The sequence below is a fragment of the Kribbella capetownensis genome, assembly GCF_004331485.1.
GTDB classification, from domain to species: domain Bacteria; phylum Actinomycetota; class Actinomycetes; order Propionibacteriales; family Kribbellaceae; genus Kribbella; species Kribbella capetownensis.
In genome coordinates, this window is sequence record NZ_SJKD01000003.1 from 258,035 (window position 1) to 277,815 (window position 19,781).

General features: G+C 69.6%; 21 protein-coding genes and 1 riboswitch. Of the genes, 4 read left to right on the forward strand and 17 right to left on the reverse strand.

What is annotated here, in order from left to right; all coding sequences use genetic code 11:
* Positions 1 to 173 precede the first annotated feature (173 nt).
* Entirely contained in the window at positions 174 to 944 is a 771-nt protein-coding gene (locus tag E0H75_RS15970) for a hypothetical protein (protein WP_131514339.1), read from the forward strand.
* Positions 945 to 1,168: 224 nt separating this feature from the next.
* Here the strand turns inward: E0H75_RS15970 and E0H75_RS15975 are convergent, their stop codons facing one another.
* The 12 genes from E0H75_RS15975 to clsA all read right to left on the reverse strand — a co-directional run bounded on the left by E0H75_RS15975 (position 1,169) and on the right by clsA (position 12,156).
* Complete coding sequence (locus tag E0H75_RS15975; RefSeq protein WP_131514340.1) at positions 1,169 to 2,470, reverse strand: serine hydrolase domain-containing protein; 1,302 nt, start codon at positions 2,468 to 2,470, stop codon at positions 1,169 to 1,171.
* Positions 2,467 to 5,313, reverse strand: a complete 2,847-nt coding sequence (gene gcvP, locus E0H75_RS15980; protein ID WP_131514341.1) for an aminomethyl-transferring glycine dehydrogenase — start codon at positions 5,311 to 5,313, stop codon at positions 2,467 to 2,469. Before gcvP ends, E0H75_RS15975 begins: the two co-directional genes overlap by 4 nt.
* A 77-nt stretch (positions 5,314 to 5,390) precedes the next feature.
* A riboswitch (glycine riboswitch) is annotated at positions 5,391 to 5,480 on the reverse strand.
* A gap of 15 nt (positions 5,481 to 5,495) precedes the next feature.
* On the reverse strand, positions 5,496 to 6,356 hold the full coding sequence (locus E0H75_RS15985) for a dihydrodipicolinate synthase family protein (protein WP_238163048.1): 861 nt from the start codon (positions 6,354 to 6,356) through the stop codon (positions 5,496 to 5,498).
* 49 nt (positions 6,357 to 6,405) lie between these two features.
* Positions 6,406 to 7,020, reverse strand: a complete 615-nt coding sequence (locus tag E0H75_RS15990; RefSeq protein ID WP_131514343.1) for a MerR family transcriptional regulator — start codon at positions 7,018 to 7,020, stop codon at positions 6,406 to 6,408.
* Between the two features lie 193 nt (positions 7,021 to 7,213).
* Positions 7,214 to 7,708: a bifunctional nuclease family protein gene (locus E0H75_RS15995; RefSeq protein ID WP_131514344.1), complete on the reverse strand. Its 495-nt coding sequence runs from the start codon at positions 7,706 to 7,708 to the stop codon at positions 7,214 to 7,216.
* A gap of 63 nt (positions 7,709 to 7,771) precedes the next feature.
* Entirely contained in the window at positions 7,772 to 8,455 is a 684-nt protein-coding gene (gene ftsR, locus E0H75_RS16000) for a transcriptional regulator FtsR (RefSeq protein ID WP_131352145.1), read from the reverse strand.
* Positions 8,442 to 8,975: an FHA domain-containing protein gene (locus tag E0H75_RS16005; RefSeq protein ID WP_131514345.1), complete on the reverse strand. Its 534-nt coding sequence runs from the start codon at positions 8,973 to 8,975 to the stop codon at positions 8,442 to 8,444. The genes ftsR and E0H75_RS16005 overlap by 14 nt, the downstream gene beginning before the upstream one ends.
* Before the next feature lie 155 nt (positions 8,976 to 9,130).
* Entirely contained in the window at positions 9,131 to 9,514 is a 384-nt protein-coding gene (gene gcvH / locus E0H75_RS16010; protein ID WP_131352139.1) for a glycine cleavage system protein GcvH, read from the reverse strand.
* A 25-nt stretch (positions 9,515 to 9,539) separates the two neighbouring features.
* Positions 9,540 to 10,373 carry a DUF881 domain-containing protein gene (locus tag E0H75_RS16015; RefSeq protein WP_238163049.1) on the reverse strand — a complete coding sequence of 278 codons (834 nt, stop codon included), beginning with the start codon at positions 10,371 to 10,373 and terminating at the stop codon, positions 9,540 to 9,542.
* Between the two features lies 1 nt (position 10,374).
* Positions 10,375 to 10,707 (reverse strand): small basic family protein, encoded by a 333-nt coding sequence (locus E0H75_RS16020; RefSeq protein ID WP_131352136.1) that lies wholly within the window; start codon positions 10,705 to 10,707, stop codon positions 10,375 to 10,377.
* Positions 10,704 to 11,555 (reverse strand): DUF881 domain-containing protein, encoded by an 852-nt coding sequence (locus tag E0H75_RS16025; protein WP_238163050.1) that lies wholly within the window; start codon positions 11,553 to 11,555, stop codon positions 10,704 to 10,706. Before E0H75_RS16025 ends, E0H75_RS16020 begins: the two co-directional genes overlap by 4 nt.
* Before the next feature lie 4 nt (positions 11,556 to 11,559).
* Positions 11,560 to 12,156 (reverse strand): cardiolipin synthase ClsA, encoded by a 597-nt coding sequence (gene clsA, locus E0H75_RS16030; RefSeq protein WP_131514346.1) that lies wholly within the window; start codon positions 12,154 to 12,156, stop codon positions 11,560 to 11,562.
* 204 nt (positions 12,157 to 12,360) lie between these two features.
* On the opposite strand from clsA, the gene E0H75_RS16035 reads away from it, so the two are divergent.
* A complete protein-coding gene (locus tag E0H75_RS16035; protein ID WP_131514347.1) occupies positions 12,361 to 12,729 on the forward strand; it encodes a YciI family protein in 369 nt (122 codons plus the stop codon).
* The gene (locus E0H75_RS16040; RefSeq protein WP_131514348.1) at positions 12,729 to 13,919 is read left to right on the forward strand and encodes an RNA polymerase sigma factor; all 1,191 of its coding nucleotides are present in this window, start codon (positions 12,729 to 12,731) and stop codon (positions 13,917 to 13,919) included. Before E0H75_RS16035 ends, E0H75_RS16040 begins: the two co-directional genes overlap by 1 nt.
* Here E0H75_RS16040 and E0H75_RS16045 read toward each other — a convergent pair.
* From E0H75_RS16045 to E0H75_RS16055, 3 genes are read right to left on the reverse strand one after another with little or no spacing between them, the layout of a single operon-like run.
* Positions 13,916 to 14,683, reverse strand: a complete 768-nt coding sequence (locus E0H75_RS16045) for a class I SAM-dependent methyltransferase (protein ID WP_131514349.1) — start codon at positions 14,681 to 14,683, stop codon at positions 13,916 to 13,918. The genes E0H75_RS16040 and E0H75_RS16045 overlap by 4 nt on opposite strands.
* Positions 14,680 to 15,492: a hypothetical protein gene (locus E0H75_RS16050; protein WP_131514350.1), complete on the reverse strand. Its 813-nt coding sequence runs from the start codon at positions 15,490 to 15,492 to the stop codon at positions 14,680 to 14,682. The genes E0H75_RS16045 and E0H75_RS16050 overlap by 4 nt, the downstream gene beginning before the upstream one ends.
* Complete coding sequence (locus E0H75_RS16055; protein ID WP_131514351.1) at positions 15,489 to 15,875, reverse strand: VOC family protein; 387 nt, start codon at positions 15,873 to 15,875, stop codon at positions 15,489 to 15,491. The genes E0H75_RS16050 and E0H75_RS16055 overlap by 4 nt, the downstream gene beginning before the upstream one ends.
* 103 nt (positions 15,876 to 15,978) lie before the next feature.
* Between E0H75_RS16055 and E0H75_RS16060 the strand changes: the two genes are divergently transcribed.
* Positions 15,979 to 16,962, forward strand: a complete 984-nt coding sequence (locus tag E0H75_RS16060) for a quinone oxidoreductase family protein (RefSeq protein ID WP_131514352.1) — start codon at positions 15,979 to 15,981, stop codon at positions 16,960 to 16,962.
* 3 nt (positions 16,963 to 16,965) lie between these two features.
* On the opposite strand, the gene E0H75_RS16065 is transcribed toward E0H75_RS16060, so the two are convergent.
* Positions 16,966 to 18,561 carry a DNA polymerase Y family protein gene (locus tag E0H75_RS16065; protein WP_165553784.1) on the reverse strand — a complete coding sequence of 532 codons (1,596 nt, stop codon included), beginning with the start codon at positions 18,559 to 18,561 and terminating at the stop codon, positions 16,966 to 16,968.
* Positions 18,561 to 19,748, reverse strand: a complete 1,188-nt coding sequence (locus tag E0H75_RS44125) for a hypothetical protein (protein ID WP_238163051.1) — start codon at positions 19,746 to 19,748, stop codon at positions 18,561 to 18,563. The genes E0H75_RS16065 and E0H75_RS44125 overlap by 1 nt, the downstream gene beginning before the upstream one ends.
* Between the last annotated feature and the right edge of the window lie 33 nt (positions 19,749 to 19,781).

Genomic DNA, 19,781 nt, shown 5'->3' on the forward strand with positions numbered 1-19,781 from the left:
AGATCTCCCGGGAAAGTTGTCGAGTAAGGCAAGCCTTACTAAGGCAGCCCTAACCTTTCTCCCGCCTCACGCACCGTGTCAACTCCACCACCCAAGGAGTGGGCATCGTCACGGTTCAGCCCTGGTTCAGCGAGCCGGTCGCAGGGTGAGGATGAACGAAGGGAGCACTGATCATGTTCGGTTGGCTCACTCCTGGTGTCGTGCTCGCGGCGGTCGCTCTGTTCGCGGGCTCGACCGCGCCGGTCGGCACCACCTGTCGACCACCGGACCACCACCCGGCGGTCTGCAAGCTGCCGATGTTCGGTCCCGGCAGCCGCTATCAGCCGAAGATCGACCCTGGAGACTTCTCGCCGAACGTGACCAACCCGTGGTTCCCGCTCCTACCCGGACGGACGCTGGTGTCCACCGGCGTCAAGGATGATGAGAAAGCGCTCAACCTTGTCATCACGACCTCACGCACCAGGCTCGTCGACGGCGTCCGGACCCGCGTCGTCGAGGACCGGTTGTACCTGAACAACGTGCTGAACGAGCGCACCAGCGACTACTACGCCCAGGACCGCTGCGGCAACGTCTGGTACTTCGGCGAGGACACCGCCGAGCTCGACTCCCGTGGCCGGGTCGTCAGCACCGAAGGATCGTTCCACGCCGGAGTCGACGGTGCCCAGCCCGGCGTCTTCATGCAGGCCCATCCGCAGCTCGGCCGCAAGTTCCGCCAGGAGTGGTATGCGGGCCATGCCGAGGACGTCTTCTGGGCCGTCGCCCGCAACGCAACCGTCGCGGTCCCGCTGGGCGCCTTCCACCACGCCCTCAGAACCGCCGAGACCAACGCTCTCGAACCTGACGTCCTGGACAACAAGTATTACGTCCGCGGCATCGGCCAGGTCGCCGAGTTGTCCGTGAAGGGTCCGAAGGAGGGCCTACGCCTGGCGGAGATCATCCGCTAGCACCGTCAGCGTCTGTCAGTCGCCCAGGGCCCAGTGCTTGCCGACACTCCAGCCGAGCAGACGGCGCCCGTCCGCACCAACGCGACCCGCAGCGTCGAAACGCTCCCCGACGACAACCGCCGCCAGTCCCTCGACGCCAGGCGCCAGACACCCGCCGTGAGAGCGCGCCTGGTCCCGTAGCCGCCCGACCGCCCGAAACCGGGTCGCTCTACGCTGACCATCCCTCAGGCGCCGTAGGGGTTGCGGGTCAGGGCGAAGGTGGCGACGGTGAGGTGGGTGATGCGGGAGCCGTCGCGGTGGACGCGGAGTGTTTCGCCGGCCAGGTAGCCGTCGCGGCCTTGGTAGAGGTCTCGGCCCAGCGGTGACAACCGCGTGGTCAGCCCGCCGGTCAGGGTGAGGATTCCGGCCGAGACGGAGATCGTCAGCGGGGTGTTGCCCCAGTACCAGTGCCCCAGCAGGTCATCGCCTTGGGTGAGCGACGGCTCCGGCACCCATTCCTGCGGCAGGACCGGCTCGTGGGCGACGAGGATGCGCACGAGGTCCGGCGGCAGGGAGGCGACACGGCCGTACGTCGCATTGCCCAACGTCACCGCACCCACGCTGCGGGTCCGGTCGACGAAGAGCCCGGCGAGGAAGCCGGGCATCGAGCCGGTGTGCCCGATGAACAGCTGCGGGTCGTCGGCGATCAGCCGGAGCCCCAAGCCATAGGAAGCGGTCAGCTTCTCGCGCGGGTCAGATGCCGCCGGCGACGCCATCTCCTCGACCGTGTCGCGGCTGAGGATCTCGTGCACCGGGTCGATCCAGAACATCGCATACTTCGCCAGATCCTCGATCGTGCTCCACAACTGCCCGACCGGCGCCATCGCACCGGAGTCGTACGCCGGCTCCTCCAGCAGCCGCCCACTGAACGGATGCACCGAGAAGCCCTGGGCAGCCGAACCCGACAGGAAATACGTCGTACGCCGCATCTCCAGCGGATCGAGGATGCGGGACTGCACCAGATCCAGCCAGGACTCGCCCCGCAACCGGGCCACCATCTCACCGAGCAACGCGTAGCCAAGGTTCGAGTAGTGATGCCGACGATCGGCCGGCCCGACCGCCTGCGACTCGTCCATCGCCGCGGTCAGCTCGTCGAACGAGACGCCCGGATTGCGTTCCCACCAAGGCCCTTCCGGCTCGGCGTTCATACCGCCCGAGTGCGCGAGCAGGTGCCGCACAGTCCGGTCGCCGAACGCGATCCCCGGCAGATGCTTGCCCACGGCATCGTTCAACGCGAGCAGCCCGTCATCGCGGCACTGCATCGCCAGGATCGCCGTCAGCGTCTTGGTGATCGACCCGATCCGATACTGCACATCCGGACCGGGCGCACCACCGTCCGCTGTCGCAGACCTCCCGCGCGACCCGCTCCACACCAGCGCACCATCACGCACCACCCCCGCAGTGACCGAAGGCAACTTCCATTCGCTCTGCGCGACAGCGATCTCGGCGTACAGAGCGTCGGCGGTAGCAGGACGAACTGAAGTCACTCAAAGGCCTCCGGGGCAGGGCAGGAGCAGATGAGGTTGCGGTCGCCGTAGGCGCCGTCGATGCGGCGGACGGGCGGCCAGTACTTCGAGGTGCGGTCGACCGAGCGGGGGAACGCGGCCTCTTCGCGGGTGTAGGGGTGCTCCCACTTGTCGTTGATGACGGACTCGGCGGTGTGCGGCGAGTTGACCAGCGGGTTGTCGGCGGCCGGCCACTCCCCCGCGGCGACGCGGTCGATCTCGTGCCGGATCGCGATCATCGCGTCGCAGAACCGGTCGAGTTCGCCGAGGTCCTCGGACTCGGTCGGCTCCACCATCAGCGTGCCCGCGACCGGGAACGACATGGTCGGGGCGTGGAACCCGTAGTCGATCAGCCGCTTCGCGACGTCATCGACGCTGATCCCGGTCTCCTTGGTCATCGGCCGCAGATCCAGGATGCACTCGTGCGCGACCAGGCCGTTCTCGCCGGTGTAGAGCACCGGGAAGGCACCCTCGAGCCGCTTCGCCACGTAGTTCGCGGTCAGTACCGCGGCCTTCGTCGCGGCGGTCAGGCCCTCGGCGCCCATCATCCGGATGTACGCCCACGAGATCGCCAGCACGCCGGCCGAACCGAACGGCGCCGCGCTGATCGGGCCGACGCCGGACTCCGGACCGGCCTCGTCCAGCAGCGGGTGGTTCGGCAGGTACGGCGCGAGGTGTTCGGCCACGGCCACCGGACCGACGCCCGGCCCGCCACCGCCGTGCGGGATGCAGAACGTCTTGTGCAGGTTCAGGTGGCTGACGTCGCCGCCGAACTCGCCGGGCTTCGCGAGCCCGAGGAGTGCGTTCAGGTTCGCACCATCGACGTACACCTGGCCACCGTGTTCGTGAACGATCTGGCAGACCTCGCGCACGCTCTCCTCGTAGACGCCGTGCGTCGACGGGTACGTGATCATGATGGCCGCAAGCTTCGAAGCGTGCTCGGACGCCTTCGCCCGCAGGTCGTCCAGGTCGATCGTGCCGTCGTCGTTGCCCTTGACAACGACCACCTTCATGCCGGCCATCACCGCGGAGGCGGCGTTCGTGCCGTGCGCGCTGGCCGGGATCAGGCAGACGTTGCGGTCCTGGTCGCCCTGCGCGTGGTGGTACCCGCGGATCGCGAGCAAACCGGCGAGCTCACCCTGCGAGCCCGCGTTCGGCTGGATCGAGACCTTCGCGTAGCCGGTGACCTCGGCCAGCCAGCGCTCCAGTTGATTGATCAGCTTCACGTACCCGGCCGCGTCCTCGATCGGGGCGAACGGGTGCAGGTCGGCGAACTCCGGCCAGGTGACCGGCTCCATCTCGGTCGTCGCGTTCAGCTTCATCGTGCACGAGCCGAGCGGGATCATGCCGCGGTCGAGCGCGTAGTCGTAGTCGGACAGCTTGCGCAGGTACCGCAGCATCGCCGTCTCGGACCGGTGTGTGTTGAACACCGGGTGCGTCAGGTACTCCGACGTACGGCGGATCGTCTCGGGCAGACCGGCTGCCTCGACGGAACCATCGTACTGGACGCCGAAGGACACGCAGACCCGGGTCAGCGCGGCGACGTCGGTCTTCTCGTCGCAGGAGATGCCGACGTGATCCGCGTCGACGAGGCGCAGCCAGATCCCGTTCTGCCGGGCGGCGTCGACCACGTCGGCGGCGCGACCGGGGACGCGCGCGAGGACGGTGTCGAAGAAGTTGCCGTGGACAACCTCCACACCACCGGCGGCCAGCGACGCGGCGAGCTTGCCCGCGTACTCATGGACACGGTCGGCGATCGCCTTCAGTCCGTCCGGCCCGTGGTAGACGGCGTACATCGACGCGACCACAGCGAGCAGAACCTGCGCCGTACAGATGTTGGAGGTCGCCTTCTCCCGGCGGATGTGCTGCTCGCGGGTCTGCAGCGCGAGCCGGTACGCCGGTGCGCCGTCGGCGTCGACGGAGACACCGACCAGGCGACCGGGCAACGACCGCTCCAGACCGGCGCGGACGGACATGAAGCCGGCGTGCGGACCGCCGTAGAACAGCGGTACGCCGAAGCGCTGCGAGGAGCCGATCACGATGTCGGCGCCGGCCTCACCCGGTGCCTCGAGCAACGTCAAGGCGAGCAGATCGGAGGCGACCGCGACCAGAGTCTCGCGCTCGTGAGCGGCGGCGACGAGCGGCGTCAAGTCACGGACCACACCGCCGGCGCCCGGGTACTGCACCAGGAAGCCGAAGAAGTCGCCGTCCGGCAGACCGTCGGTGGTGTCGGCGACAACGACCTCGATGCCGAGCGCCTCGGCCCGGGTCCGCACCACCGCGATGGTCTGGTCGAAGCAGTCGGCATCGACAAGGAAGCGGTCGGACTTGCTCTTCTTGTTGGACCGGTGCGCCAGCGTCATCGCCTCGGCGGCCGCGGTGCCCTCGTCGAGCAGCGACGCGTTCGCGGTCGGCAGGCCGGTCAGGTCGGACACGACGGTCTGGAAGTTCAGCAGCGCCTCGAGCCGGCCCTGCGAGATCTCCGGCTGGTACGGCGTGTAAGCGGTGTACCACGCCGGGTTCTCGACCAGGCGACGGACGATCACCGACGGGGTGAAGGTGCCGTAGTACCCCTGGCCGATCATCGAGGTGGCCACGGTGTTGCGCGCGGCGAGCTGGCGAAGCTCGGTCAGCGCATCGACCTCGGAGGCCGGTTCGGGCAGCCGGAGCGCCTCGGTGGACCGGATCGACTCCGGTACGGCGGCGTCCACGAGCGCGTCGACGTCGTCGTACCCGAGCAGCTGCACCATCCGGGCGACCTCGTCCGGCCGTGGTCCGATGTGCCGGTCGGCGAACGCCGCAGAGATCTGGGGTGAGTTGTTCATCAAGAGGCTCCGTTGCTGACAGTGCTTCCGGTCGCCTCCCCCTCTGTCACGCCGAGCAGCGCACGCTCCAGAGTCGCCTGTGACACTCGGTCCATGGGCCTGAGAGGTTCCGGGGAGGAATTGCCCCTTCGGCGCCCGATCGCACGGGTCTCTCCCGAGTGCTGTGAACGGCTGTCCCGAGGCTACCAGGAATCCGCGAAGAGTTCGGGCAGCAGTCGCCGGGCGGCCGGGCGGGCCGCATCGACCTCGGCCTGGGTGGCCGGCACCATCGGCCACCGGACCCGCGTACCGACGTCCGCCCAGTCCCCCACCGCGGCCAGGAACTTGTCCAGCGCCGGGTTCGACAGGCCTGCCTTCTGCAGCGGTACGACGTGCTGCCCGAAGAACTCGCCGATCCGGCGTTCGACGTCCAGGTTGCGGGCGTGCTGCACCGAGCCGTTCGGTGAGAGCGCCGCGACGTTCGAGTAGCTGCCGTGCGCACCGAGTAACGACATACTCGCGAGGAAGTGTCCTGGCACGAAGATCGACAGCCCGGACTCCAGCGCCTGCTCGAACCAGGCCTTGTCCCCACCCGCGGCCTTCAGCCCGATCAGACTGGGCACAGCCGCCGCCAGCGTCCGCAACAACCGAGGGCCAACCGGCGTCTTGGCGTGTGGTGGGTTGTAGAGGACCAGCGGTACGTCGCCCGCGGTGTCCGCCGTGCGACGGAGGAAGTCCAGGACCTCTCGGTCGTTCAACGAGAGCCAGTCGGGCACGATCACCTGGATCGCACCAGGTCCCAGCGCGGCGGCTCGACGTACGCGATCCAACTGCAGCTGGGCGGACGGGTGACTCGCACCGATCTGGAACGGCTTGCCCGCACCCGCGAGCACCTCGTTGATCCGGTCGAACTCGTCCTCGGTCAGCGTTTGAAACTCGCCGGCCGTGCCGTGCGCGTACAAGCCGTCCAGCTGTGTGGCACCCAGGACATCTACTTCAGCCTGCAGACGCGCGAAGTCGATGGAGTCGTCGGCGTTCAGGGGCAACAACAGAGTCGCCCACACACCGCGCAGCGAATCAGCGGTGAGTGGGCGCACAGGATGGATGGAGGTGTCAGCCGGTCATGCGGGCGCGGCGGCGAGCCGCGAGTTCATCATTCGCGTGCTGATCGCCGTCCTCATGACCGTCGGCCCGCTCGGTGGGCAGCTCGGACAGCGAACCCTCGACCTCGCGCCAGACACCGCCGAGGGCGATGCCGAACACACCCTGGCCTCCGGCCAGCAGGTCGATCACCTCGTCCGGCGAGGTGCACATGTAGACCGACGCGCCGTCGCTCATCAGCGTGATCTGGGTCAGGTCGTCGATGCCGCGCTTGCTCAGGTGGGCGATCGCGGTCCGGATCTGCTGCAGCGAGATCCCGGCGTCCAGCAGCCGCTTGATCACTTTCAGCAACAGGACGTCACGGAAACCGTACAACCGCTGCGTCCCGGAACCGGTCGCCGGGCGCACCGACGGGGAGACCAGGCCGGTGCGGGCCCAGTAGTCGAGCTGACGGTAGGTGATTCCGGCCGCGTGGCACGCCGTCGGTCCGCGGAACCCGACATCCTCCGGCATCGGCCGCAGGTCGTCGTCGAAGAGCAGGCCCTGGACGCCGGCGGTAGCGGCCGCCTCGGCGCGTGCTTCGGACGTCGACTGCGCCGTCAGATCCGTGTCGCCGGTGCGTGTCACGCCTGAGCCTCCCTGGGTACCGACTGGAACGGGTCACTTCCGTGGAGTGACAACACCCCACGACTCCTTCAAGGTAAGCCGCCGACCAGGGAGGGTCAACGACAACCGCTCCGAGCCGTGAGCGTGTCGCGGTTGCCGCTCGAATCGTTACCTACCTGGTCTTGTACCACGCGGGTCGAAACCAGCCCGGTCCTCAGCTCTTGTCGAAGTCCTCCGGAGTCACCTGGTCGAGGAACTCACGGAACCGCTCGACCTCCTCTTCCTCCTCCACCTCGTCGGTGTTCGCCGTCTCACTGTCCGGAACCGGGATGCCCGCCTCGGCCAGGATCTCCTCGGTACAGAACACCGGTGTCCCGGTGCGCAGCGCCAGCGCGATCGAGTCCGACGGCCGAGCCGAGATCTCGGTCTTGTCGTCGAACACCAGGATCGCCTCGAAGACGCCGTCGGTCAGATTCACGATCCGGACCTGGCTGAGCGTGTGCCCGAGCACTCGCAGGGTCTCGGCGAACAGATCGTGCGTCAACGGCCGCGGCGGCTCCATGCCCTGCTGGGCGAAGGCGATCGCACTCGCCTCGGCCGCGCCGATCCAGATCGGCAGGTACCGCTCTCCGCCGACCTCCCGGAGCAGCACGATCGGCTGACTCGAGGGCATCTCAACCCGGACTCCGACCACGTCGACTTCGCGCACACCTTCAGCCTACTCCGCGGGGCAGGCCCGGGCAGTCCCCGGCGGGTGCCGTGGCCGGTGGGCTCAGTGTGGTAGGCGGGAGCGGACCAGGGCGGCATGCAACCGGACCGCCAGCGCCGCGAGTTCGCCGGTCTGTTCGGTACGGCGTGGCCCGGTGACCTGCTCGATCAGGCCGGCCTCCCGATCGGCCGCCGTACGGAACAGGCGCAGGTGCCGGGGCTCGATCCCGTAGCCGGCCAGTTCACCGGCCAGCTTGGCGACCAGGATCGCATCGCCGTCGTAGTGGTTGCCGCGGGCCACCACCAGCCCGTGGCTCTCGACCTGGTCGAGCAGCTCGGCGGAGATGCCCGCGGCGGCTCGCAGTTCGTCCCGGGTCAGCTTCAGCTCGATGCCCGCGGCACCGAAGTCCTCGGCGACCGGCAGACCGGGAGTCTCCGGCAACGACCCCGGCGCGACCGGTGGACCACCGGCCGCCGGGCGCAGGCCGCGGTCGATCGCGCCGAGATGTTCCTTGATCACCTTCAGTGGCAGGTACTGGTCGCGTTGCGCGGTCAGCACGTAGCGCAGCCGCTCGACGTCGGCCGAGCTGAACTTCCGGTAGCCCGACGCGGTCCGGGCCGGCGTCACCAGTCCCTCGGCCTCGAGGAACCGGATCTTCGAGATGGTGACGTCGGCGAACTCGGCCCGCAGGAGCTGCAGCACCTCCCCGATGCCGCGGCCTTCGGCGGACGATTCAGGCTTGGCCACTGGCGTAGTACACCAAGCGGTACTTGCCGATCTGGACCTCGTCGCCGTTGCTGAGCTGGACCTCGTCGATCCGGTCGCGGTTCACGTAGGTGCCGTTCAGGCTGCCCACGTCGCGCACCTTGACGCCGTACGGGTCCCGGCGGAACTCCGCGTGCCGGCGGGACACGGTCACGTCGTCGAGGAAGATGTCGCTGTCCGGGTGCCGGCCGGCGGTGACCACGTCGACGTCGAGCAGGAACCGGCTGCCCGCGTTCGGTCCGCGCTGGACGATCAGCAAGGCGGAGCCGGCCGGTAGGGCACCGACCGCGGCCTCGTCCTCCAGCGACAGCGGCTCGCCGGCCCGCTCGGGCTCCGGCTCGGCGCCGATCGGGGTCAGCATCGCGGTGTCGGTGACACCGGGAGTCGGCGGCGTCGCCGGGGCTGCCGCCGGGCGATCCGCGCCAGGAAGCATCGCTCCGCACTGCGAACAGAACCGGCTGCCCTCGGAGTTCTCGTGCCCGCACTGGTTGCAGAACGGCATGCTGTGATCCTCCCGATCGCCGGCGGTCCGGCGACGTTTTCGTAGACCCCGTATGAACAAGTGTGGACGCAGATTCGCGGACCTCAACCCTCGACCAGCGGTTGAGGTCCGGCCAACCTATCAGGAGCCGGCAAGCCGGCTGCGCTCAAGTCGGGTCAACTCGGGTCGAGCTGACCCTGGTAGGTCTCCGCGTCCATCAGCGCCTCGACCTCGGCGGTGTCCTCGACGTCGATGTCGAGCAGCCAGCCCTCGCCGTACGGGTCGCTGTTGACGAGGTCCGGCTGGTCGGCGAGCGACTCGTTCACCGCGGTCACGGTGCCGTTCACCGGGGCGAACAGGTCGCTCACGCTCTTGGTCGACTCCAGCTCGCCACAGGCGTCACCGGCCCGTACCGCGCTGCCCACCTCGGGCAGCTGCACGTACACGATGTCACCGAGCGCGTCCTGCGCGAAGTCGGTGATGCCGACCCGCACCGGGCCGTCGCCGTCGGCCTTCACCCATTCGTGCTCGGCCGTGTACTTCAGGTCTTCGGGATACACCTTCGTTCCTCTTTCGCTCGAACAGCTACTTGGTCGGGCTGGGCGCCGGGCGAGCGTAGCGATGCTCCTCCGGGGCGTGCAAGGCGGTGATCTGGACCTGCGGAAGCTCGGTCACCTCGGCCGTACCGCCCACCTGCGGACCGGTCACCTCGCTGACCAGGCCGCCGGGGAAATTGGCCGCCTCGGCCAGGTTGTGCGACTCCCCGATCGCCTCGATCACGTACGGCGAGTTCAGCTTCTGACCGTCGATCCGGATCCCCGGGGCGTCGTCGACGAAGTCCGTGCTGGCGACCACCCGGGCGGCGCCGTTGATCTGGATCGCCTCGGCGCCGGCGTCGCGCAGTTCCTCGATCGCGTCCAGCAGGTTGCTCGAGGTCATCTTCGACTCGGGGTCGTTCAGCGTGATGCGCACTCCCGGGCCTTGAGCGGGCAGCGTGCCGGCCAGGATGCCGAGCGTACGCACCTGGGCCTCGGCCTGCTCGCGGGCCGTCTGGGCCTTGTCCGCACTGGAGGACAGCGAGTTCTTCCGCTCCTCCAGCTCGGCGATCTCGCTCTCCAGCCGGCGGGTGTTCTGACCGAGGCCGTCGAGGATCGCGATCAGGTCCTCGCGGCGGGCGTTCTGGTACCCGTCGTCGGCGCGGTTGACCCGGACCTGGACGACGGCCACGCAGGCGACCAGCGCCAGTACGACGGCGACGATCGCCTGGCCGCGGGACGGCTTGAACCCGGTCCGCAGCCGGCGCAGTGCCAGGTTCGGCGTCCGGGGCTTGGGCTTGGCCTGGGGCATCGGCGTCGGCTCGTCCGGATGCGGCTGCTCGACCGGGTCCGGCTTGCTGGTCTCGGGGGTGTCGTCGCTCATGTCAGGCCCGGAAGATGTGCCGCCGGATCGCGGCCATGTTGGTGAAGATGCGGATGCCCAGGACGACGACCACGCCGGTGGACAGCTGGGAGCCGACGCCGAGCTGGTCGCCGAGGTAGACGATCAGCGCCGCGATCAGCACGTTGGACACGAACGACACGACGAACACCTTGTCGTCGAAGATCCCGTCCAGGAACGCGCGCAGCGCCCCGAAGACGGCGTCGAGCGCGGCCACCACCGCGATCGGCAGGTAGGGCTGGGCCCACTCCGGGACATCGGGCGCGACCAGCAGGCCGATCACGACACCGATCACCAGTCCGAGTACGGCGATCATCTCGGTCCACTCACCTTCGCGTATCGCAGCGCGATGGTCGCATCGGCCGGCACCAGCAAGGAGTCCTCCGTCGTGATCGTCATCCGGACATCGAAGTTGCTGACCAGGTACTGCACCCACTGGCCGCCCGAGCTCTGCGAGAACCGGGCCGGCATGGTCGTGGTGTCCCCGATCGCGAGCACCGTGTACGGCGGGGTCAGCGAGCTGTAGTCGACCGTGATCGCACTCCCGGCACCGCGGATCGCGGTCATCGAGGTGAGCCGGTGACCGTTCACCGAGATCGCCTCCGCGCCCGAGGTCCACAGTCCGTTGACCAGCTGCTGCAGGTCGACGTCGAGCAGCCGGCCCTCTTTGTCGGCGTCCTTCGCGTCGTCGATGACCGCCTTGATGCCCGGACCGGTGGCCGCGATCGCGCCGGTCTGCAGCTCGAGGGCGTCCAGCTGCTGCTGCAGCACCGCGCCCGAGCTCGTGTTGCTCAGTCCGCTCGCCTGCAACCGGCGTACCTCGTCGGCCAGCTGCGACTGCCGGGTGCGCAGGCTGTTCAGCTGGGTGTCGGCCTGGTTGATCCGGGTGATCAGCTCTCTGCGCTGCTTCTCCGCCTCGGGCGCGCTGCGGTAGTTCTGCGAGGCCGCGACCGCGAGCAGGAACCCGAGGACGAGCAGCGCCACCACCAGCATCACGCGGTGCCGGGTCTTCGCCGGGCGCCCGTCCTGTTTCGGGCGGGTCCGGGCGGCGACGGCGTACCCCTCGTCGAGCGGGTGGGCCATGAGGTTGTTCAGCAACGACATCGACGCGTCGACGCGCCGCGGCTTGGGTGGGCCATCCTTCGGTGGCGCAGTCTGGGTCACGGCGCTACCCGGCCGGGTCGTTGATCGGTTTCACCGTCTGGACGAGGTGGCGGAGCTGGGCGAAGTACAGGGCACCGGCCCAGTAGTACAGCCCGGTCCCCCAGATCGCGAACGCCCAGCCGAAGACCCTGGCGAGCAGGTTGAGCGTGCTGTCGCCGTCGCCGAGCAGGAGCAGCGGGAACGCGTACAGCAGGCAGAAGGTGGCCGACTTGCCGAGGAAGTGCACCGGCAGCGCGTTGAAGCCGCGACGGTGCAGCGCCGGCAGGGTGAGGGTGAGCAGCAGGTCCCGCAGCGGCAGCGCGATCGCCAGCCACCACGGGATGATGTCGCGCAGCGCCAGGCCGATCACGGTGGCAAAGATGTAGAGCCGGTCCGCGACCGGGTCGAGCATCTGCCCGAGCCGGGTGGTCTGGTTCATCCGCCGGGCGATCTGGCCGTCGGCCCAGTCGGTGAACCCGGACACGGCCAGCACCAGCAGTGCCCAGCCGTCCTCCTGCGGCCCGAGGATCAGCCACAGGAACAGCGGCACCCCCAGCAACCGGAGGAAGCTGAGCGCGTTCGGGATCGTGAGTACCCGATCGGACACTTCCACATCCGGCACGCGACCCCTCCCTCTCACCCTGGATACCGGTCGTAACTGTACTTGGGCGGCCGGACAGGTTTACGCCCGGCCATCCCGGGGCAGGCCCGGACATTCCCCTGATACCAGAACGCGTCGCCACCGATCCCGCTACGCCCGCTGCAAACCAGTGACCCGATCGATACTCAAGGGTGATGCTTAGCTTGGAAAACGGGAGAGGTGCGGATGAAGTTCCTGGTGTTGATCTACGGCAATCCGGAGTCGCGCAAGGTCTGGGACGCGCTGAGTGACGAGCAGAAGAAGGAAGGGATGGCCGGGTACGCGGCCCTGCACGAGGCGCTCGCGGCGCGCGGCGAGCTGGTCGCGTCGGAGTCGCTGGACGACCCCGCCGCCACCAAGCAGGTGCTCATCCGCGACGGTCTCCCGATGACCACCGACGGCCCGTTCGCCGAGGTCAAGGAGCAGCTGGCCGGGTTCTACCTGCTCGACTGCGACTCCATGGACCGTGCCGTGGAGATCGTCGGGCAGATCCCGGAGGCGCCGTTCAGCATCGTCGAAGTACGGCCGGTCCGCGATCTGTCGGCGTACTCCTGATGCCGATCGAGGAGCTGCTGCGGGAGCAAGCACCTCAGGTCCTGAGCGCACTCGTCCGCCGGTACGGCGACTTCGATGCGTGCGAGGACGCGGTCCAGGAGGCGCTGCTGGCCGCGTCGCTGCAGTGGCCGGGCGACGGCGTACCGGACAATCCGCGCAGCTGGCTGATCACGGTCGCGTCGCGGCGGCGGATCGAGGTACTGCGGAGCGAGGCGGCCCGGCAGCGGCGCGAGGAGACCGTCGCGATGGAGACTCCCCCGGATCCGGACCCTGCGCCGTCGGTCGACGACTCGTTAACTCTGCTGATGCTGTGCTGCCACCCGGCGCTGACGCCGCAGTCCCAGATCGCGCTCACTCTGCGCGCGGTCGGCGGCCTCAGCACCGGCGAGATCGCCCGGGCGTTTCTGGTGCCGGAGGCAACGATCGGGCAGCGGATCAGCCGGGCCAAGGCGAAGCTGCAGGGTGCCCGGTTCGCGCTGCCGCCGACGGCCGAGCAGCCCGAGCGGCTGGCCGCCGTACTTCAGGTGCTGTATCTGATCTTCAACGAGGGGTACACCGCGTCGTCCGGTTCGTCGCTGCACCGGGTCGAGCTGAGTACCGAGGCGATCCGGTTGACCCGGCAGCTCCGCGAGCAGTTGCCCGACGAGGGCGAGGTCGCCGGGTTGCTGGCGCTGATGCTGCTCACGGACGCACGCCGGCCGGCCCGTACGACGGGCGACGGTGCGCTGGTGCCGTTGCCGGAGCAGGACCGCTCAGTGTGGGACGCCGGCGCGATCGCCGAAGGTACTGAGCTGATCGCCTCGACCCTGCGCAGCGCACCGGTCGGGCCGTACCAGTTGCAGGCGGCGATCGCTGCGGTGCACGACGAGGCGAAGCGCGCCGAGGACACCGACTGGCGCGAGATCCTGATGCTGTTCGAACTGCTCGAGACGATGGCGCCCGGCCCGATGATCACCCTGAACCGGATCGTCGCCGTCGCCATGGTGCACGGTCCGGCGGCCGGGCTCGCGCTACTTGACGACGCCGACCCCGCGTTGCGCGACCATCACCGGCTGGCCGCCGTACGCGCGCATCTGCTCGAGCTGTCCGGCGACCGGGCCGCCGCTCGGGAGGCGTACCAGGAGGCTGCGCGGCTGACGCAGAGCGATCCCGAGCAGCTCTATCTTCAGGGCCGCGCGGACGCGCTCTAAGGTGCGAGCGGACGGCCCCAGCTCAGCTGCGCGACCACCTGCAACTCCAGAACGCCGTCCTTCGCGTACGGCGTGACCGCCTGCTCGATCGCGGTGTCGAACTCGGCAGCCTCCTCGCCGGACATCAGGTCCCGAGCGAGTGACGACGTCGAGTGGAACTGCTCGATGTAGTCGGCAACGCGCTGCTCGAAGGTGATCGGCGTGGTCCGCACCGTGCCTGTCGGCTCCAGCAGCCCGCGCTCCTGGATCGCATCTGCCACGCTGTACGCCGGGTTGTAGCTCTGGTTGCGCGAATGACGCTTGATGGTGGCCGCGACGCCGTCCCACCACGGCATGTCCACCGGGCCGTGCTCGATGATCACGAGCTGCGCGTTCGGTGTCAGGTGCGGGACGATCCGGGCGAACGTCTGCTGCCACGGCATCCAGTGGATGCTCGCGCCCGCGGTGACCAGGGCGTACGGACCGTCCAGCTCGGCGGTCTCGATGCCGCTCACTTGCCAGCGCAGGTTGGGATGATCGCCGCCCGGCTGGTTGCGGCCCGCGTCGACCATGGCCGGGGAGATGTCGATCGCATCCACGCGCTCGACTGTCGGCGCCAACGGCCGCGCGAGCGCTCCCTCGCCGGCGCCGATGTCGAGCACCGTCCTCGGCTCGTCGGTGATCAGCGCTTCGAGCCGGTCGAACACCTCGTCCGGGTACGGCGGACGATGCCGATACGCCTCTGCCACTGCCTCGTGCTGGAACGTTCCCGCCAGGTCGCTCATGCCGACAGCCTCGCACGGACCTCGTCCATCGCCCGCTCGGTCGACCAGCGGGCCAGTTCCGGCCAGCTGTGGTCGCGGCGGAGCGCCTGGATCAGCCGGGTGCCGACGAAGTACCCGATGCGCCGGGGGAAGTCGGTCTGTCCGCTCATCCAGAGGAACCGTCCGCTCACCGCGTCGTCGTCGGAGTCGAGGTCTGCCAGGATCGCTGCCTCGGCCTCCTGCCGCCGGCTCTCACAGTCGGCGAGCCAGTCGTCGTACCCGGGTCCGAACCAGAGATGGTCGGCGAGGTCGTACTGCGGGAACAGCTCCGCGGTCAGTGCGGTGGCGAAGCCCTCGCTGTAGATGCGCTGGCCGAGCGGTCCGCCGCCGGGCCAGGGGCTCTCCGGCAGAGGGAGCTGCAGTGCATGGGCGATCTCGTGGGCGGCGAGGATCTCGGCCGACCGCTCGTCCGGGATCAGCTCGACCGCCAGGTACAGCGTGCCGTTGTCGACCCAGCCGTTCGACGTACCGAGCCCGACCATGGCGATGCCGTGGATGTCGAGGTGCTCCCCGTCCAGGACCGGTGCGACGCATGCGGCGGCCTCCTCGATCCAGCGGGTGGCGTGCGGTGCGTTGGCGCGGATGCGTGCTTCGAGTTCGGGGTAGGTCGCCAGGGCCTTCTCCAGGCGCTCCGGCTCGAGCGTGCGTCCGATCCGGGTGAAGTCGTTGAGCACTTCCGGGTGCTGGCCGGCGTACTCGTCCCACTGTCTGTTCGGGTCGGTCCAGAACTCCAGGAAGGCGGGCACGAGGTCCCGGACGACGACTGTCATTCACTCCCCCAGGCGGTCGAGTGTTCGGTGAAGTACTCCGGCTCGCTGTGCACCGGAATCACGCAGAGCAGATGCCCACCGGGCGCCCGCAACGTGTGACAGCCCTGCCAGCTTGATACTTCGACAGCACCCAGATCGGTCAGCCGTGCGACCTCTGCGGGAACGTCGTCGGTCTCGATGTCCAGGTGGTACCGCGGCGCGTCGTCGATCGACTGGATCGCCAGCACATACCCGGGTACGCCGTCGTGCAACGACGTGAACTGCGGCTCTCCGGGCGGCGACGAGGTCCGCACCCCGAGCGCCTGCGACCAGAACCCGACCGCTCCGGGCACCTCGTCCTGGTGCACATCGATCAAGAACGTCGACACCCTGCTCCTGTGCATGCAGCCAAACCTAACTGCGCCGAAGCTCGGAGGCGCACGGAATATCCGGGCCGGGCCAGAGGTTGTCGGCGGTCACCGCTGCGGCCGATCGGAAGGACCCTTCATGCGTGCGCTTGCCTTCAGGACCAACGGTGGACCCGAGGTCTTCGAGGAGATCGATCGTCCGGTCCCCGCGGCCGGCGACGGGCAGGTGCTGATCCAGGTGGCGTACGCGGGCGTGAACTTCGCGGAGGTGCAGCACCGCCGGGGCGAGTTCGGTGCGCCTGACGGACCCGACGGGTACGACGTACCGGGCCTGGAGGTCTCCGGGGTGATCGCCGCGATCGGAGCCGGCGTTGGCGGTCTCACCGAGGGCGAGGCAGTCGCGGCGTACCTACCTGGGTTCGGCGGTTACGCGGAGTACGCCGTCGCCGATGCCACCTTCGTCCGGCCGATCGGCGGCGTACCGGCGGCGGTGGCGGCCGGACTGCCGTGCGTCTTCCCGACGGCGTACGGCGTACTCCACGACGCCGGCCGGTTGCGTGCCGGCGACACGGTGCTGATCCACGCGGCAGCCGGTGGTGTCGGCTCGGCCGCGGCCAGGATCGCGCGCACGCTGGGTGCGGACCGGATCTTCGGCACGGTCGGCTCGGCGGACAAGCTCGCACTGGCCGGATCCCTCGGGTACGACGCCCTGTTCAGCCGCGACGACTTCGCCGGACAGGTGCTCGATGCCACCGACGGCGGTGGCGCCGACCTGGTGCTCGACCCGGTCGGCGGCCCGGTCCGCACGGCGAGCCTGGAAGCACTCGCTCCGTTCGGCCGAGTCGTGGTGTACGGCGACCTCGGCCGGCACGAGGACTGGACCGCTGACGTCTGGGACCTGTGGAAGACCAACAAGGCCATCGCCGGCTTCAACATCGGCGATCTTGCCCGGCGCTCTCCCGCCACCATCGGTGACTATCTGGCGGACGCGTTGAGCGCCCTCGAGTCCGGCGGGCTCACGCTGCCGGATCCCCAGATCGAGCCGCTGGCGGCCGCGTCGGCCGTTCATCAGCAGCTGGAATCAGCCACCACCTCGGGCAAGACGGTCTTCCGGGTGGCCTGAGTCTCAGTCGTAGGTGGCTTGGGCTTGCCAGGTGGTTCGGTGCAGGGTGAAGAGCCAGGCGCGGGTGTCGGCGGTCTGGAACTGGAAACGGGCCTGGCGGGACTCGGTGCTGGGATCCCACCAGCGTTCGTGGGTCAGCCAGGGGCCGGCCCAGGCGGTGATCGGGTGCAGCTTGTTGCTGTCGGCAACTTGTGGGGCCGGGTCCAGGCGGAAGGCGGTGGGGGCGCTGGAGAGGGCGCCCCGGGCGCTGACCGAGACCTCGCTGCCGTCCTCGGCGTACACCTTCGCCCGCAGCGGCGCGGGGAAGATCGTGGTGGGCGCGAGCGTCGGCCAGCGGGACGGGTCGACGGAGCTGATCGCGCCCGGCCACGGCTGGTCCGGTGGATGAGCCGGCACCGGGCGGTCGCCCCAGGGGACCAGGGTCTGCCGCTCCGCGAACCCCCGGCCGCCGCCGATCACCACCGACGCGACAGCGCCATGACCGAGCATGCTCTGCACCCGGGACAGCGCTCGGTGGATCCGCTCGTCCGGCCCGCCGCCCCACAGTCCGTCGACATGTGCACCGACCGGATCCGCCTGATCGGGGACCAGCCGCAGCCGCACGACGGGTGAGGTCAGCTCGCTGGTCGCCGTACCGCTCCCTTGCAGCTGCCAGCGGACCCGGTCCACCACGTCGGCCGCCGAGAACCAGCGCGGATGCAGCCACTCCCGCTCGTGGATCCGCCCGGACTCGGTGCCGACCTCGACCCGGAGCGTCGTACACACCAGGCCGAGCTCGGTCAGCCGGGCGATCAGCTCGTCGGCGACCGAGCGGACCGCGAAGGCGACCTGGTCGACCCGGTCCACGGCCGGCTCGAAGTCGAGGGTGCGGGTGAGCTCGGGCGGGATCTCCCGAGCCACCACCGGGCGGTCGTCGGACCCACGGGCCAGCCGGTGGGCGAAGGCACCGTCGGGACCGAACCGCGTCAGCACCTCGGTGGCGGAAAGCTGCGCGAACGCACCCAGCGACCGCAGCCCGAGCCGGCGGAGCAGGTCCGTGAGCTGCGGTTGCTCGAGTACGTCGACGGTCAGCGGCGCAAGGAACTCCGGTGACCCGCCGGGCGGGACCACCAGGATCCGCGTCCGCGCCGAGCTCGCCCGGGCCGCCTGCTCGGCCGCGAACGGGCCGTCGGCGATCCCGACCCGGCCACCCAGGACCTCGAAGGTCTCGAGCCGGTCGAGCAGCTTCTCCGCGGCCGCGAACTCACCGCCGTAGAACCGGGTCGGGCCGCGCGCCTTCAACGCGCACATGCCCGGGCGGATCACCTGGATGCCGGGCGTGATCGCCTCCAGGCAACTGATCACCGGGTCGAACGCCCGGGCGTCGATCACCGGGTCGTACTTCAGTACGACGAGCTCCGGGCAGCGTGACTGCGCGTCCCGGGCGCGCAGACCGCGGCGTACTCCGCCGGCCCGTGCGGCGGCGGAGGTGGCGAGGACCTTGCCCTTCTCGAGGATGGCAATCGGTTCGTCCGGGGAACGGCCCGCTGCCACAGCGGCCGCGGTCACCGGCCAGTCCGGCACCCAGATCACCAACGTGCGCGTCAGCCCACCACCCATCAGCCCACCGCCTCCTCCGGCCAGGCCGTTCCTTTGGCCCAGGCGGTCTCTTCGGGCCAGGTGGTCTCTGCCGGCCAGCCTGGGGCTTCTTCGTGGGCGGGGCCGACCGGGCGGATGGTGCCGTCCGGGGCGGGGAGCCAGAGCTGGTGCCGCCGGGAGCCACCGACGACTCTGCGGCCGCTCACCACGACGGTCGCCTGCCGGGCCGAGAGCAGCCCTTCGCCGTCACCCAGGCCGGTCCAGGCGTTGCTCTCCACCTCCAGCCGGGCCTCGCTCCCCGGCCAGGAACCGACCGAGATCAGCGTCGCCTTCCGGGTCCGCAGGCGGGCGGCGAGCCGGGATGCCTCCCCCGGGGTCACCTCGCCAGGCGGCCGGACGACGACCACGGTCAGGGCGTCGACCAGTGCGGCGACGACGTTGAGCCAGTCCTGCCCAGGGTCCGGCACCAGCACCAGGCGCTCCAGGTCGACCCCGAGCCCTCGCGCCGCCTCCGCGCCGAACGACGGCATCCCGACCACTCCGCACCAGGCACCCTCGGCGGACGGACCGGCCATCATCGCCATCACGAGGGCGGACGAAGTACTCACGGAGTAGACCGCCCCGCTGCGCAGGCCGGCCCCGGGCAGAAGCTCGGCGACGGCCGGCAGCGTGGGCAGCTGCCGATCCACCTCGCCGGCGTCCAACGCCTGCTGCACCCGCCGCATCCGCTCCGCGGAAGGCACAAACCGAGCAGGCTCCGCGGACGAACCGGAGTGGGACGAGGAGAAGCGGGCGGAGTGGGACGGTACGCCGGAGGGCGTGAGGTCGGAGGGGTCGCTGGAGAGGGTGGGGTGAGCAGGCTCGGTGGACGAACCGGGGTGGGGCGAGGAGAAGCGGGCGGAGTGGGATGGGACGCCGGAGGGGGTGGAGTCGGAGGGGTCGCTGGACAGGGTGGGGCGAGCAGACTCGGCGGGAGGGGTGAGGTGGGCGAGGTCGCCGCCGGAGGTGGGACGTGCGGGGCAGGAGGGGGTCAGGTGGGTGGTGGAGGCGTCGGAGGAGGGGAGGCGGGTGGTGGGGGTGAGTTCGGGGTCTGGGGGCTGGGATTGGGCGGCTTTCTGGGCTTTGGCTCGGGCGAGGAGTTGGCGGGCGTGGTCGAGCGCCGTGACCTTCTGGCCCGGCTTCTGGTCCATTGCGCTGACCCCCGTCATAGACCTATGTTCGAACACCTGTTCGATCATGTC